Source organism: Sorangiineae bacterium MSr11367, from assembly GCA_037157805.1.
Taxonomy (GTDB): Bacteria; Myxococcota_A; Polyangia; order Polyangiales; family Polyangiaceae; genus Pendulispora; species Pendulispora rubella.
Map to the genome: position 1 here is coordinate 990,797 of CP089983.1, position 14,051 is coordinate 1,004,847.

Genomic DNA, 14,051 nt, shown 5'->3' on the forward strand with positions numbered 1-14,051 from the left:
CCCCGCTGTTCGGCGTCACCCGCCCGTGTGCTACGGAGGCAACAAATTCCGGCGAGTGCCGAATGGTCCGCGCCAGTGTTGCTACGACGTCGATTTAGATAATTGAAATAGTTCGGGTGAGACCATACGAAGAAGACTTCGCAGCTTTTCTTCGAAGTGAGGCTCTTCCATGGCGACGTTTGGCATTCGTTGGTGTGCAAGCTTGCTCTTGTTGGTCAGTGGCTGTTCGATTGACAACGGTACGACCTCCTCGCAGGGCGACGAGGTTTCGGCCGTTCAAGCCGTCGACGGAACGCGCCAGTATGGCGATATCCTTACGGAGCTGCAGAACCTGCAGAACGTCGTCGAGGTGAAGGAAGAGGTCTCGCGCTACCCCAATACGCGCGCCTTCGTGCTGCAATTTCGCCAGCCGGTGGACCACTACCGCCCGCGGGGAGCGACGTTTACCGAGCGGGTAAGACTTCTTTTCCGATCGTACGACGCCCCGATGGTGATCCTCACCTCCGGATATGGGCTACCGCCTTTGTATCTCTCGGAACCGGCGGGAATGTTGAATGCCAATCAGCTGATGCTGGAGCATCGCTTCTTCGGCCCATCGACGCCCGATTCGGTGGATTGGAAAAAACTCGATATCTTCCAGGCAGCCTCGGACGAACACCGGATCGTGGAAGCATTGCGTCCGTTGTTCAAAAAGAAGTGGCTCTCGACGGGCGCCAGCAAAGGCGGGATGACCGCCGTCTATCATCGATTTTTCTATCCCCGTGACGTCGATGTCACCGTGCCATACGTCGCGCCGAATAGCTTCGGACCCACCGACGAGCGCTACGCTTCGTTTCTCCAGAACGTGGGCAGTGCCGAGTGTCGCGACAAGGTTCGGGCCGTTCAGACGGAAGTGTTGCGACGGCGCCCGGAGTTCGAGGCGCGCCTGGCCGAAGAAGCCGCGGCCCGTGGCGATGGGTACGAGCACCTGGGCATTCACAAGGGGCTCGATTGGACCGTCAGCGATCTCGCGTTCACGTTCTGGCAATACATGGGGCGGCCTGCCTGCCCGCTCGTTCCGTCGGCCGGCGCCACGAGCGACGAGCTCTATGGCTTTCTCGATCGTGTGGGCATGATTGGGGCGTACGGCGATGCGTCGCTCGACCAAGTTGCCGCGTACTATTACCAAGGAGCCACGGAGCTCGGGGGACCCGAGTGCGACACTGCGCATCTGGGACCGCTCTTGACCCCGGGATTCCGCTGCGACTATGCCGAGCTTGCGCCCCTCGGCGTCCATCTACGATTCCGTTATTCGAGCATGCCCGCGGTGGCCGCTTGGGTGCACTTTGCCGCCGAGCGCATGCTCTTCGTCTACGGAGAGGAAGACCCGTGGTCGTCGGGAGCCTTCACGGTACGCGAGAAAAACGATAGTTACCGCTACGTCGTGCCCCAAGGCACCCACGGCGCGCACATTGGGCTTCTTCCACCGGAGCAGGCCCGCGAAGCCTATACCCACATCTTCCAATGGATGGACGTCCCCATCCCCGAAGGCATCGCACCGAGCGACTTCTCCGCCTTCGAGGCCGAATCGATGATCGACCAACCGCCGCGCCGCAGAGGCCATCGCCCCTCGCGTTGAACATGTCCCTCGATGGGTTCACATCGTGAGCCCCTGAGGTATTTGAACCGCCAAGACGCCAAGTATTGGGATGCAAACAGGCGTTCCATCAATTCGAAGAGCATCGTTAATCCTTGTATGCGCTCGACACGAACGTTGTCTCGGCGGTTCGATAACTATGAGGCGTTTGAACTCTTCGCTGGAGAGCAAGACCAGGACGCCATGCCCATGTCGGGTTATCTCAATCGGCTCCTGCTCCGCTTCCCGAGCCGCCGCTGCGAAATTCTGGTCGACCTGCGCAACTGTCAGCTGCTTCATGGCTAGAAAGTATAGGCACTGGATGGTCATGGTCCAGAATGCACTCTGGACCAGAGTGGCCTGCCAGCTTACACCTGCAGCCACACCGCCGTGTCCGGCGGCAAATTGTCGCCGGACAAGGGCCCACTCGCCAGCAAGAGGCGGTGGTGTGGTGGCAGTCGGATCGCGCGCTCCGACAGATTGAGCACGCACGCGAATGCGCGGTCCCCGTCACTCGGCCGGGTGAACGCGAGAACCCGTTCGCTCGTGTCGAGCCAATTCATGGGACCGTCGCCCAATTGCGGAAGGGAGCGACGGAGGCGCAGGGCCGTGCGGTAAAGCTCCAGCATCGACGATGGATCGCCCATTTGGAGTTCCACGGTGTGCGCTTTCCAGGTGGCCGGTTGCGGAAGCCATGGCGCCTTCGTCTCGGACGGACTGAATCCGAAAGGAGGTGCATCTCCGGCCCAGGGCAGGGGAACGCGGCAGCCGTCGCGCCCCGGATCCACATTGCCGGTGCGGTGCCACATCGGATCTTGCCGCAGCTCCGGGTGAATGTCTTCCACTTCCCAAAGGCCCAACTCCTCGCCTTGGTAAAGGTAGGCCGCGCCCGGAAGCGCGAGGGTCAGCAGCACCGCCGCGCGCGCGCGCTGGTGCCCCAAGGGCAGATCGACCGGCGTGTCATGGCGCCGCGTTGCGAAACTGAACGACGTATCCTTTCGCCCGTACCGGGTGACGTGGCGGGTGACATCGTGGTTCGAGAGCACCCACGTCGTGGGCGCGTCCACCGGAGCGTGCGATGCCAAGGTGTCCGAAATGATCGCCCGGAGGCGCGCCGCGTCCCACGGGCAGCACAAGAAATCGAAATTGAACGCCGAATGCAATTCATCCGGTCGCAGATAATTGGCAAACCGCTGCTTGTCGGCCAACCACACTTCGCCGATGAGCGCCCGGTCGCCGTCGTACGAATCGGCGATGCGCCGCCACGCCCGATAAATATCGTGCACATCGTCCCGATCGGTGAACGGGTGTATGCCCGCGCCATTCACCTCGGGCAGCTTCGGATCCTTGGTGAGCAACGCGGCCGAATCGACGCGGATGCCGTCCACGCCGCGGTCGAACCAGAATCGCAACACCGATTCGAACTCGGTGCGCACGTCGGGGTGCTCCCAATTCAAATCGGGCTGCGCCGAATCGAAGAGGTGCAAATACCATTGACCATCGCCGACCCGGGTCCACGTGCCGCCGCCGAACTGCGATATCCAATTCGTCGGCGGGAGCTCACCCTCCGCGCCGCGTCCTTTGCGGAACCAAAAGCGCTCCCGCTCGGGTGAGCCCGGCGTGGCGGCCAACGCCGCGCGAAACCACGGATGTTCGCGCGACACGTGATTGGGCACCACGTCCACGATGATGCGGATACCCAGCTCGTGCGCTTCCGCGATGAGCGCCTCGGCTTCGGCCAGGGTCCCGAAGAGCGGATCGATGGCGCGGTAATCGGCCACGTCATAACCGGCGTCGGCCATGGGGGAGGCGTACCAAGGATTGAACCAAATCGCATCGATGCCGAGCCACCGAAGATAGGAAAGCTTCGAGCGAATACCCTCGAGATCGCCCACACCGTCGCCGTTGCCGTCGGCGAAGCTGCGCGGATAGACCTGATAAATGACGGCGTCGCGCCACCACATTTTGCTCATCGATGTCCTAGCCTTTTAGGCCGCCCGCAGTGAGGCCTTTGAGAATGCTGCGCTGGAATACCAAGAAGGCCGCAATCATCGGTACGCTCGCAATCACCAACCCCGCCATCACTTCGGTCAGCGGGACCCGCCCCGTGGCCGACAGTCGACTGAGCGCCACACTGAGTGTCTGCGTACGCGGCTCCTGCAAGACAAGGAGCGGCCATAGAAAATCCTTCCACATGGCGATGACCGCGAAGATCGAAACGACCGCGAGCACCGGCCTCGAGAGCGGCAGGACGATGCTCACCAGAATGCGCAGGCTGCCGGCGCCATCCATGCGCGCGGCGTCCAGAAGCTCGTCGGGGATCTGATCGAAGAATTGCTTCAGCACATAAATGTTGAAGGCATTCGCCGCCGACGGAAGCCATAGCGCCCACGGTGTATCCAGCAGATTCACATGGAACAGAGGTACGTCGCTGACGGTGAGGTACGCGGGGACGAGCAGCGCGGCCGTCGGCAGGAGCAAGGTGGCGAGCATGGCGCCGAGCACGACATTCCCCAGCACGGGGCGGAGCTTCGACAGCGCATACGCCGCCGTGACATCGACGACGAGCTGCATGAGCCACGCCCCGACGGCATAAAACGCCGTATTCAGAAAGAACCGCCCGATATTGAGCTCGTTCCACGCTTGGACGTACACCTCGGGATGGAAGCTCTCCGGGATCCACGTGGGAATCGGCCGCGCGAGCTCGGCCGGGTCCTTCAAGGAGCCAATCACCATCCAGTACATGGGAAATAGAAAGACGGCCGCGAACAGCAAGGTGAGCAAGGTGAGTACGAGGAAATAGATCCACCGCGCGCGTCCGCGCCGGAGCTGCGCATCCGAGAAAAGCGATCGCGTTTCGCTCATGCCCGCATCCCCTCGCGAGAGACCAACCGGATGTACGCCACCGAGAACGCCCCCAGCACCAAAAAGAGAAGCACACTCATGGCCGCGGCCATTCCAAAATCGTGATTCACCGTGAAGGCGTACCGGTAAATGAGCACCATCACCGTGATGGTGTCCGGATTGGTCGTTCCGGTAAGTTGGAATGGCTCGATGAACACCTGCATGGTCGCCACGATCTGCAGCATCAACAGCACGGCCAGAATGAACCGCATGTGCGGAATGGTGACGTGCCAGAGGCGCTGCCAAACATTGGCCCCTTCCATCTCCGCGGCCTCGTAAAGCTCGCCGGGAATGTTCTGCAGCGCGGCCAAATACATGATGGTCGCCGTGCCCATGTTGGCCCACGTCGACACGAGCACCAGCGAGAGCATGGCCATGCGGGGCGACTGCGTCCATTGCGATTCGGGCAGGTGCAGCCCGCGCAAGACCGTGTTGAATAGGCCGTTGCCCGGATCGTAGAAGTATTGCCAGAGGAGCACCACCACCAGCGGTGGAAGCATCACCGGCAGGTACACCGCCACGCGGAAGTAGCCCTTGAAGTGGCGCATCTCGTTCACCACCACCGCGAGAAAGAAGGGCACCACGTAGCCGAAGGCCAGCGCAATGCCGGTGAACGTCACGGTGTTCCACCACGCCGTCCAAAACAGGGGGTCGTGGAAGATGGCGGAAAAATTCGCAAAGCCCACCCACTCCGGATCGCTGACGAAGTTGACCTGCTGGAAACTCAGAATCACCCCGCGCACCAAGGGATACCAGGAGAAGATAGCGAAGCAGGTTATGGCTGGGGCCATGAAACCGTAGGCCAAGCCGTTGTCCGAGGCCCGGCGCTTTCGCCTCGTGGCCCGTTTGGCCATTAGTCGCGCACCCGCCAAATCCGGCCCAGCATCCACATCGTGGCTTCGCGATCGCGCGGCGGTGCTCACTTGACCGTGGCCAGGATCACGTTGGCTTGCTTCTCCGCATCGGCCAAGAGCGCGCCGATGTCGGCGTTCTGATCCGTGAGCACTTTGGCCATGGCCGTATCGAGTACCGCGTAGATCTGTTGGGCCAACGGCGGCTCCAGTTTGAGCTGCACACCGCCCGAGCCCGCGTTGAACGGCGCATAGTTGCCCGCCGGCAAGTTGGCATACGCCGTGACGGCGGCCGTGTATTTCTTGGCCGCGTCTCCCACCCAAAGGGCAGGCTCGGGCAGGCCCACGGGCCGCTTGGCGGTCGCTTCTTGTTTCTGTTGCTCGTCGAACCGCTCCGGGTTGTCGTACTTGAACAAGAGCCACTTCAACCCGGCCTTGATCTTCTCCGGCGTCGCCTTCGCGTTGAACATGAAGCCTTCACCGCCGGCGAGTGTGGCCTTGCCGCCGGGCATGGGGGCGAGGCCATAGTCGTCGTAGTTGCCTTTGAATTGGCTCACCATGACGGGAATGTTGTCCGACGTGGCGATGTACATGCCGAGCTTGCCCGAGGCCATCATCTGCAGCAGATCGGCCCACTCGAGGAACTGACGCTGCCCCATCGCGTTGTCCGTCCAGCGCATGTCCTTCAGCTGCTGGAGAACCTGCTTCCCTTTGTCGTCGTTGAAGGCGGCTTTCCAGGTCTCGCCGTCCTTCACGGCGACGTCGCCCCCGATGGAATAGATTTCGGCGGTGAAGTGCCAGCCGCCGGTGTTGCTCTTGCTGTAGTCGCCGTAACCCACGACACCGTCGCCGAGCGCGGCGATCTTCTTGGCGGCCGTGCGCACGTCCGGCCATGTTTTCGGGGGATTGTTCGGATCGAGCCCGGCTTTGGTGAACAAGGTTCGGTTGTAGAGCAATCCCATCGAATAATTGGTCCACGGCAATCCGTAGACTTTGCCGCCGGCGCTGAAGACCTTCATCAACTCGGGCCGTATTTGGGCCACGGAGGGGAAGTCCTTCAGGTACGGCGTGATCTCCGCGACCTGTTTCTTCGCGATGAGGTTCGCCGGATCGGTGAAGTAGACGTAGAAGACGTCCTCGAGCTGCCCGCCGGCCAGCTTCGTGGTGAACGTGCGCGGATCCATCTTTCCTTCGCGCGCGTCGATCTTGATGCCCGCGTTCTTCGCCTCGAAGGACTTCACGTCGTCGAGGAACTGCTGCCGGAGGAACGTCTCCGTTTCGGGCGGCAGTGCATTGACCGTGATGCTGGTGGTCACGCTTTCGGAAGCGGCCGCCTTCTCCTTGCTACAGCCGGTGACCAGCGCCACGATGCTCGCGGCGAATGCAACGAGCCCGCTGACGGCTACCTTGCCGAACGTTCCTCGATTCATGGCCCACTCCTTCACGTCCCTGCTGCCAAGTCGTCATTAAAAGTGCGGTCGTGCAAAAAGTCTATAGATTGTTGCAAAAACAAGATCGCGCGTCCGGCACGCCTTTCGCTCGCGCTCGGGCATGAACACGGATGACGCGCTGATTGACGAGGCCCTGGCCGAATCGTTTCCCGCGAGCGATCCGCCCTGTTGGACTGCGACGCATGGCGGCATGCCTGCGTCAGCGTACCGCGGGCTCGCGCCCGAGCGAGAGATTCAGTCTTGGATCGATGCCGATGTGCTGGCGCTCTCCCGAGATGACGACGTGCCCGCAGCGCTCGAACACGTCGCGAGTGTGCTGCGGCGAGCCCATCGCGCGATGACGCACTACCCGCACGGCATCGAGGGAATTCGCGACATCGAGGCGATTCTGCCGGGCACCGAGCTTGCTCAGGACCCCGTGGTGATCGGCGCGCACATCAAGGACGTCGCCTGCGTGGCGGTGCTCCTTTCCCTCGCGCGCATCCTCGAGCCGCGGCACTTCGCGCGGACGGTGCGGCTTCTCACCTTCGTCACCGCCGACACCGATCCCGAGGAGCACTCCGATGTAGCCCACCTCGCCCGTGTGGTGCCCGGTCTCCTGGCAACCGTGGCCCGCATCGCGGGCGCACCGGTGCACGATCACGTTTCTGCGTGATGGGCGTGAGGTAGTCCATCCATGCGGCGGGTGACCTCCCCCAGGGCCCATCCCCAGACGACGTGCGAGGCGATCATGAGCGCGGTGCGGCGGGGGCTGTGCCGCGTCGCCGGCGTGAGCAGGCCAAGCGCGGGCAAGAGGCCCAAGTAGCTGCCGGCCCACACAGTGAGGCCATAGACGACGCCGGTGCCCGGTCCAGAATGCAGTGTGTGCCGATTGGCATGGCGATAGACGGTGCCCGCGGCCGCGCCGTACGAGAAGTGCGCGACCAAGGTGAGCGCCTTTCGCGCAAAAGGCACGCGGGGCGGACTCCACCCGAGCATGGCGAGCACCCTCATCGTGATCCGGCGCGGTGGTAGCGGATGCTGCTCGTGCAGAGGAAGCCTGCGATGCAAAAGCTTCATCGCGAGTGTCATGGGGACGGTGGCGATCAGGCCGGCAATACTGCCTTGAAGCGTGTCATCGGCCATGCGCTGGAGGGTCATGGTGCGCGAGATTGCATGCACCGTTCCCTCGGCGCAGGGGGCTCAGCGCTTCGAAGTGGACGGTGCGCGAATGCCCGTCGAGCCGCGCACCACGAGCTCCGGTTCGAACAAGAGCTCGTCCGCTTGCACCGCACCGCCGCCGATCTCGCCGGCCAGCAAGGTGACGGCGGCTTGGCCCATCGCCTCGATGGGCTGGCGGATCGTGGTGAGCGGCGGATCGGTGCACGTCATCATCGAGGAGTCGTCGTATCCCACGACGGAAATGTCTTGCGGCACCGAGAGCCCCGCCCGGCGGACCCCTCGGATCGCCCCCAGCGCCAGCACGTCGCTCGCGCAAATGAGACCGGTGGCACCCAGCTCCACGAGGCGCGCGGCCGCCGCATGTCCGCCCTCCATCGAGAAGATGGTGCGCTCCACCAGCGCCGCGCGGCCGGCGTGGCGAACGAAGGCGTCGTGTTTGCGCTGCGAGGGAACGTGGTCCGGGGGGCCGAGGATCAAGCCGATCTTCGTGTGGCCCAGCGACGTGAGGTGCTTGTACGCCTGCTCGACGGCGACGGCGTCGTCCGCCGAGATGTGCGAGAAGCCCAAGCCATCGATACCCGCGTTGATCAGGATGGCCGGCAGCCCGCGCTCGAGCATGCGCTGGTAGTGACCATGATCCGCGTCCCCTTGCGCGTAGTTGCCGCCCGCGAAGATGACGCCGGATACATGTTGCTCGAGCAACATATCGACGTAGTCGCTCTCGGTCACTCCGTCCGTGGTGCGCGTGCACAGCACGGGCGTGAAACCTCGCCGCGCCAGCGCGCCCGCCACCGCCTCTGCGAATGCCGGGAAAATCGGGTTCTGCAGCTCCGGCAACACCAGGCCGACCAGGCGGGCCCGTTCGCCGCGAAGTTTGACCGGCCGCTCGTAACCCAGCACGTCCAGCGCGGTTAACACCGCCGTGCGCGTGGGATCCGAGATGCCCGGTTTGCCGTTGAGAACACGGCTCACCGTTGCCTCGCTTACCCCCACGTACTTTGCCACTTCCGCAAGCCTGCGCGTCATGTGTGCAATTCTACCGCATAATCGTGCAAATAATTTGCATAGACGACGTCATTGGTCTGGCGCACCGCAACAATGTCCGTCATCATCGTCCGTGGCTGAGCCGCTCCGGGAGAGTGCTCGCCATGCCCACTACCACGTTCGTCATCACCGTTTCGCGAGGGGAACATGCGAAATTCGATGCGTATCAAGCTGTGTCTTCTCGCAGTCTGCGCCACCTTTCCGCTCTTTGGTAGCCTTTCGGGTTGCAAATCTTCATCGTCCGACGACCCCGGTACCTCGCAACCCGACGGCAATGGCGACGACGGCACCAACGGGGGCACGCAGGTCCGGCTGCCCATCGAGGTGCTGGGCACCGGCTCCCCGGACGAGCCCGCGATCGCGATCACGCGTCTCGGTGTCGAGGCGGCCGATGTGGGTTCCGCAGAGCGTCTCGTCGTGCTCTGCCATCGATGCGGCCATTACGATTCGCCCGAGTTCGAAGCCCTGGCCAAGCCGCTGGCGAAGGTGAAGGCGAGCTTGCGCATCGTGGGCGGCGACGGCAACGACGCGCCCTGGATCGACGTGACCGATGCCAACGTGCAGCTCGACGACGTGTCGCGCGCCCACGGTGGCATCAATGGAGGCTTGGTCACCACCACGTTCTCCATCGCGCTGGATGCACCGACCCGCGCCCGCCTGGTGGGGTTGCCCGGCACGAACCGAATCGAATTCCGCTTCAATGGCACCGACGGCAATTCGAATGGATTCCGCATTCTGGACGTGCAACTTCGCAATGCGGGCGGCACCGATCTGAATCGCACGCCACGCAAGTACGTGGACATTGGCGCCGAGAAGGAAGCGGGAAAACAGTGGTCCGACGACGCTGCCAAAGGGCAGGCGCTCTGGCATGGGAAGGACCTGCTCATCAAGTCGCCGGTGGTGCCTCGCAAGATCCACGCTGCGTGTGATTCGTGCCACGCGGAGGACGGCCGCGATTTGCAGTATTTCAATTATTCGAACAACTCCATCGTCCAGAGGAGCAAGTTCCACGGATTGAGCACGGAGCAGGGAAAGCAGATTGCCGCGTACCTGCGCGCGAGCCTGCACGACAAGGTGCCGCACGTGCCGGCGGCCGCACCCGAGAATCCGCCGTACCAGCCGGGGCCGGGGCTGGACGCGAAACCGGTGCTCGAGTGGGCGGCGGGCGCGGGGCTCGCGGCCGTGTTGCCCGACGGCAAAGCGTTCATGAAGACCTTCGTCGGGCAGCCGGTGGACGACAAGCCGCTGTCGGTGACCCAGGCGGAGCTGGATCGGGCGATGGACCCGAAAGGCAAATTGAACACGCGCGAGATGCCCGTTCCTTTGCAATTCCCGGATTGGAATGCGTGGCTTCCCAACGTGCACCCGCTCGATATCTGGACGCCGGATCAAGGGCAGTCTGCGGGGCTCTTCGAGACGGTGGCGGAGGATCGGAGTCCGCTGAAGGCCTTCGAAAAGATCAAAGAGTTTCTCGAGACGAACAAGAACAAGAATGGCGTCTATGGCGATTGGCGCCACCTCACGCCCGAGCAGCGTGAGCGGATCCAACAATGGTTCTACGACTTCGGGGCGAGGACCATCGGCTTCGGGGGCGGCGGGCGAGGGGATCGGCAATCGAGCGATCCGTCGAAGCCTTACGGCGGCGAGATCGGCGGGGCGAAGTTCGAGGCGCTTCTCTCCAAGGAGACGGCGGCCCTCGCGCCCGCGGCGGCGTTCTCGAAACAGGCATTCATCGAGCGCGCGCTGGTCGGCTTGTTCCACTGGATGGGCGTCAAGCAATGGCAACTGGCCCACACCTACGGGCTCGAGGGCGACCAGAGCCAGTTCCACGGGAGGCGCGAAGGCGGAACGTGGATTGGCGAGGGGGACAAGCGCGGTTGGATCTTTACGTGGCCCAGCGTCTTTTACCTCGCGCCGCACATGCTCTATGCCCCGGAGGAGACCTCGAAGGGCAAACGTGAATTCTATTTCTCGTGGGAGCCGCGCCTCGTTTCGTATTTCCGTACGAATCAGTGGTACCAGCTGCAGATGTCGGTCAACCCCGGTTGGGCGGGCGCCTCGCAAGGGCCCATGGATTGGCCGTACCATCTCGGCTTTACCACGGGCGTGGTCGACGATTTGGAAACGGCGAAGGCTCCGACGTGGGTTTCGGCCGCGCACCTCGCCCGCTTCTTCCAAGTGCGCGCCAAGATTTCTCAATTGGCCAATACGAACATCTCGTTCAATACGCCCGATCCGAAGGAGCCGGACAATCTGTTCAAGAACACGGGCCTTCAGAGCCGGGCCCACTTCGTTCACAAACTGGCCCCCACGGGCATCCTCCACACGGGGGCGGAAGACTGGCAGCGCACGCGCTTTCGACACATGGACGTGCTCCAGGCAGGGTTGTACAAGATGCTCGTGAATACGTCGATTGGCGTCTACAACGAGTACTTCGCCAACACCGCCGCCGACCAATGGCGCCGTTGCGATCCCAATGCCCACTTCGGTGGCGAGCTGGAGACCAAGTCGGGATTCCGCTTTTGCCTGGACAAGGAACGCAAGGCCCTTCCCACGGACAAGAACGGAAAGCCCTACCTCGCCGGTGGATGGGTCGACTGGACCATCGAGCAATACGTGGCGTGGGGCATCCTGGCGGCGAAGCAAGTCGGCGCCGATCCGCAGCGGATCGCCACGTGGTCCGATTGGCACGACCGCATGTGGCCCTGAGTCAGAGGTGCCCGTCCACCCTGTACTCGGCGACCTCGGGGGCACATGAAATGGTGTCCCCGGCGTCCACCTTGCTGATGCGGATGTAGATCCAGGTGTTGTCGTGGTAGCTGCCGGCGTCGTCTTTGATCCGGCAGAAGCCCAGTGCGTCGGTGGTGCAGTCCCAGGAGTCTTTGTCGCTGTCGATGTGCAGCCTGTAGCGGTCCAAGTGCGCGGCGCCGCGAACGCGCAGTTCGAACTCGATGTCGTTTTCGCACTGGCCGCCGTTCGCGCGGATCATGTACCAATCGGGCGCGGCGCCCACCTTGCCGTCGTAGCCGTCGATGCTTGGGCTAACGTGCTGCCGGACGTCCGTCGCGATGATGCCGGAGAAGTGCTCCGCGCTGCTCGAGTCGAGGCACGAGTCGTCGCCCAGGTCGATGGCGTCGCTCGAATGGTGGTTGTCCCTCACCGGGTCCACGACTTCACAGCCGTCGGCGGTGTTGCCGTTCACATCGTACGCCTCGCCCTTGCAGGCGAAGGTGCAGTGCGAGTCGATGCAGGTGACCCTGGCGTTGGGGTCTCCGGCACCCGGGCAATCGGCCGCCGACTGGCACGTGGTCTCCACGTCCACGGCGGTGCTGGCGCAGTAGTTGGTAGGGTCGCTCGGGGAGGAGGGGCCACATGCCGCCGAGGCGGCGACGGCCGCGAGAAGGGAGGCGGCTGCGATGATCCGACGTGTGCTCATTCTGAAGGGGGCCTATCGCAAGCGGCGAGCCAGCGATTTTGTAGCAAAACGAAGACACACCCACGTCAAAAGCGAAGGCGCAGCCCGGCCGGCTCCCTCTACAAGGCTTGTGCCAGTCGTCGCACGGCGGTGAGCAATTCGCGTTCGTTCAACATGGCATAACCGAATCGCGCATACGGAGCGCGCGCACCGTCGAGGAAGAAGTGTCGCCCCGTTTGGAAATGGACGTCTTTTTCGACCGCGCGCTGTTGCCATCGATCGACATCGACGTCGCTGGCGACCTTCGTCCAAAGGGCCATGCCGCCCGGCGGTTTGATATAGGAAATGGCGCCCGCCAGGTGTTTGTCGATCGCCTCGCACAGCGCATCGCGGCGCGCCTGATACGTGCGTCGCATGCGTCGCGCATGGCGCTGGATCTCCCGCTCCTCCAGCAATTCGGCCACGGCACATTCGAGGACACCGTCGCCTTGCCGATCGATGAGCTCCCGCTCGTAGGCCATCCGCGCGAGCGCCGGCTCCGGGGCGACCACGAAACCGAGCCGCAATCCCGGCGCCAGGATCTTCGCGAAGGTGCCGATGTAGATCACCTGCCCGTGCGGATCGGCACTGGCCATGGGCAGGACGGGGCGGCCGTCGTAGTGGAACTCCTGGTCGTAGTCGTCTTCCACGATGGCCATGCCCTGCTGGCGCGCGAGCTCGAGCAGTGCGAGGCGGCGCGTCGGCGTCAAGACGACGGTGGTCGGATACTGATGGTGCGGCGTGACGTACACCAGACGAATGCGCATGCTTGCCGCTTGGCGTGCGAGCTCGCCGACGTCGATGCCATCGCGATCCACGGGGATCGGCACGATGCGGGCACCGGCGCGCCGGAAGACGGCGTGGGCGAGTCGATAGCCGGGGGACTCGACGGCCACCACGTCGCCGGGCACCACGAGGGCGCGCGCAACCAAGTCGATGGCCATCTGGCTTCCGCGCGTGATCATCACGTCGTCCTCGCGTGCGGGGATGCCGCGGGCGGTGGCGATCATCGCGGCGACGGCGGCGCGCAGGCGCTTCTGGCCGCGGCTCTCCCCCGTGTAGTCGAGCAGGTGGACGCCGTGACCGCGTGCCGCGCGGCGGTAGGCGCGGGCGAGGAGATCCACGGGTACGAGCCGCAGATCGGGCGAGCCTCCCCAGAGGAGCAACGCATCGCGCCCGGGGGTGGTGTCGCGCTGCGGGCGCTCGCGGATCGATTCCACGGGAAAGCCGGCACGGCGCGGGACGCCGGGGCTCGGGCGTGCGCGTGAGAGCCGGCGCGGTTCGGCATCGGGCGAAGCCGTGGCGACGAAGGTGGCTGACCCCCGCCGCGTGCCGACCCAGCCCTGCGCCTCGAGCTCCGCGTACGCCGCCGCCACCGTCGTGCGGTGCACGCCCAACGTTTCCGCCAAGGTGCGCGTTCCCGGAAGCGCGTCGCCTTGCTTCAAGCGGCCGCGCGCGATGTCGTCGGAAATGGCCTGGGCAATCTGCGCGAACAGCGGCGTGCGGCTCGCCGCCTCGAGGGGCACGGAGAAGGTCCAAGATCGCATGGTCAACTGGTAGGTCCGAATTGT

General features: G+C 63.8%; 11 protein-coding genes. 3 read left to right on the plus strand and 8 right to left on the minus strand.

Features of this window, described 5'->3' with window-relative positions:
* The first annotated feature begins 169 nt into the window (after nt 1-169).
* The gene (locus tag LVJ94_04315; protein WXB06467.1) at nt 170-1,618 is read left to right on the plus strand and encodes a hypothetical protein; all 1,449 of its coding nucleotides are present in this window, start codon (nt 170-172) and stop codon (nt 1,616-1,618) included.
* Between the two features lie 365 nt (nt 1,619-1,983).
* On the opposite strand, the gene LVJ94_04320 is transcribed toward LVJ94_04315, so the two are convergent.
* From LVJ94_04320 to LVJ94_04335, 4 genes are all read right to left on the minus strand, one after another.
* On the minus strand, nt 1,984-3,588 hold the full coding sequence (locus LVJ94_04320) for a glycoside hydrolase family 13 protein (GenBank protein ID WXB06468.1): 1,605 nt from the start codon (nt 3,586-3,588) through the stop codon (nt 1,984-1,986).
* Nucleotides 3,589-3,595: 7 nt separating this feature from the next.
* Nucleotides 3,596-4,480, minus strand: a complete 885-nt coding sequence (locus tag LVJ94_04325) for a carbohydrate ABC transporter permease (protein ID WXB06469.1) — start codon at nt 4,478-4,480, stop codon at nt 3,596-3,598.
* A complete protein-coding gene (locus LVJ94_04330; GenBank protein WXB06470.1) occupies nt 4,477-5,253 on the minus strand; it encodes a sugar ABC transporter permease in 777 nt (258 codons plus the stop codon). The genes LVJ94_04325 and LVJ94_04330 overlap by 4 nt, the downstream gene beginning before the upstream one ends.
* 185 nt (nt 5,254-5,438) lie before the next feature.
* On the minus strand, nt 5,439-6,800 hold the full coding sequence (locus LVJ94_04335; protein WXB06471.1) for a hypothetical protein: 1,362 nt from the start codon (nt 6,798-6,800) through the stop codon (nt 5,439-5,441).
* Between the two features lie 121 nt (nt 6,801-6,921).
* On the opposite strand from LVJ94_04335, the gene LVJ94_04340 reads away from it, so the two are divergent.
* Nucleotides 6,922-7,476, plus strand: a complete 555-nt coding sequence (locus tag LVJ94_04340; GenBank protein ID WXB06472.1) for a hypothetical protein — start codon at nt 6,922-6,924, stop codon at nt 7,474-7,476.
* On the opposite strand, the gene LVJ94_04345 is transcribed toward LVJ94_04340, so the two are convergent.
* Together LVJ94_04345 and LVJ94_04350 are read right to left on the minus strand one after the other, a co-directional pair.
* Complete coding sequence (locus LVJ94_04345) at nt 7,461-7,961, minus strand: hypothetical protein (protein WXB06473.1); 501 nt, start codon at nt 7,959-7,961, stop codon at nt 7,461-7,463. The two genes, LVJ94_04340 and LVJ94_04345, sit on opposite strands and share 16 nt — an antisense overlap.
* A gap of 42 nt (nt 7,962-8,003) precedes the next feature.
* Complete coding sequence (locus tag LVJ94_04350) at nt 8,004-9,008, minus strand: LacI family transcriptional regulator (GenBank protein ID WXB06474.1); 1,005 nt, start codon at nt 9,006-9,008, stop codon at nt 8,004-8,006.
* A gap of 177 nt (nt 9,009-9,185) precedes the next feature.
* Here LVJ94_04350 and LVJ94_04355 point away from each other — a divergent pair, with 177 nt between their 5' ends.
* The gene (locus tag LVJ94_04355) at nt 9,186-11,735 is read left to right on the plus strand and encodes a hypothetical protein (GenBank protein WXB06475.1); all 2,550 of its coding nucleotides are present in this window, start codon (nt 9,186-9,188) and stop codon (nt 11,733-11,735) included.
* A 1-nt stretch (nt 11,736) separates the two neighbouring features.
* Here the strand turns inward: LVJ94_04355 and LVJ94_04360 are convergent, their stop codons facing one another.
* Nucleotides 11,737-12,462 (minus strand): hypothetical protein, encoded by a 726-nt coding sequence (locus LVJ94_04360; GenBank protein WXB06476.1) that lies wholly within the window; start codon nt 12,460-12,462, stop codon nt 11,737-11,739.
* Between the two features lie 98 nt (nt 12,463-12,560).
* The gene (locus tag LVJ94_04365) at nt 12,561-14,027 is read right to left on the minus strand and encodes a PLP-dependent aminotransferase family protein (protein ID WXB06477.1); all 1,467 of its coding nucleotides are present in this window, start codon (nt 14,025-14,027) and stop codon (nt 12,561-12,563) included.
* Between the last annotated feature and the right edge of the window lie 24 nt (nt 14,028-14,051).

Excerpts from the sequence above, each read along its gene's own strand:
- LVJ94_04315 (WXB06467.1), top strand. The coding sequence starts at position 170 with ATGGCGACGTTTGGCATTCGTTGGTGTGCAAGCTTGCTCTTGTTGGTC.
- LVJ94_04320 (WXB06468.1), bottom strand. The coding sequence starts at position 3,588 with ATGAGCAAAATGTGGTGGCGCGACGCCGTCATTTATCAGGTCTATCCG.
- LVJ94_04325 (WXB06469.1), bottom strand. The coding sequence starts at position 4,480 with ATGAGCGAAACGCGATCGCTTTTCTCGGATGCGCAGCTCCGGCGCGGA.
- LVJ94_04335 (WXB06471.1), bottom strand. The coding sequence starts at position 6,800 with ATGAATCGAGGAACGTTCGGCAAGGTAGCCGTCAGCGGGCTCGTTGCA.
- LVJ94_04340 (WXB06472.1), top strand. The coding sequence starts at position 6,922 with ATGAACACGGATGACGCGCTGATTGACGAGGCCCTGGCCGAATCGTTT.
- LVJ94_04345 (WXB06473.1), bottom strand. The coding sequence starts at position 7,961 with ATGACCCTCCAGCGCATGGCCGATGACACGCTTCAAGGCAGTATTGCC.
- LVJ94_04350 (WXB06474.1), bottom strand. The coding sequence starts at position 9,008 with ATGACGCGCAGGCTTGCGGAAGTGGCAAAGTACGTGGGGGTAAGCGAG.
- LVJ94_04355 (WXB06475.1), top strand. The coding sequence starts at position 9,186 with ATGCGTATCAAGCTGTGTCTTCTCGCAGTCTGCGCCACCTTTCCGCTC.
- LVJ94_04360 (WXB06476.1), bottom strand. The coding sequence starts at position 12,462 with ATGAGCACACGTCGGATCATCGCAGCCGCCTCCCTTCTCGCGGCCGTC.
- LVJ94_04365 (WXB06477.1), bottom strand. The coding sequence starts at position 14,027 with ATGCGATCTTGGACCTTCTCCGTGCCCCTCGAGGCGGCGAGCCGCACG.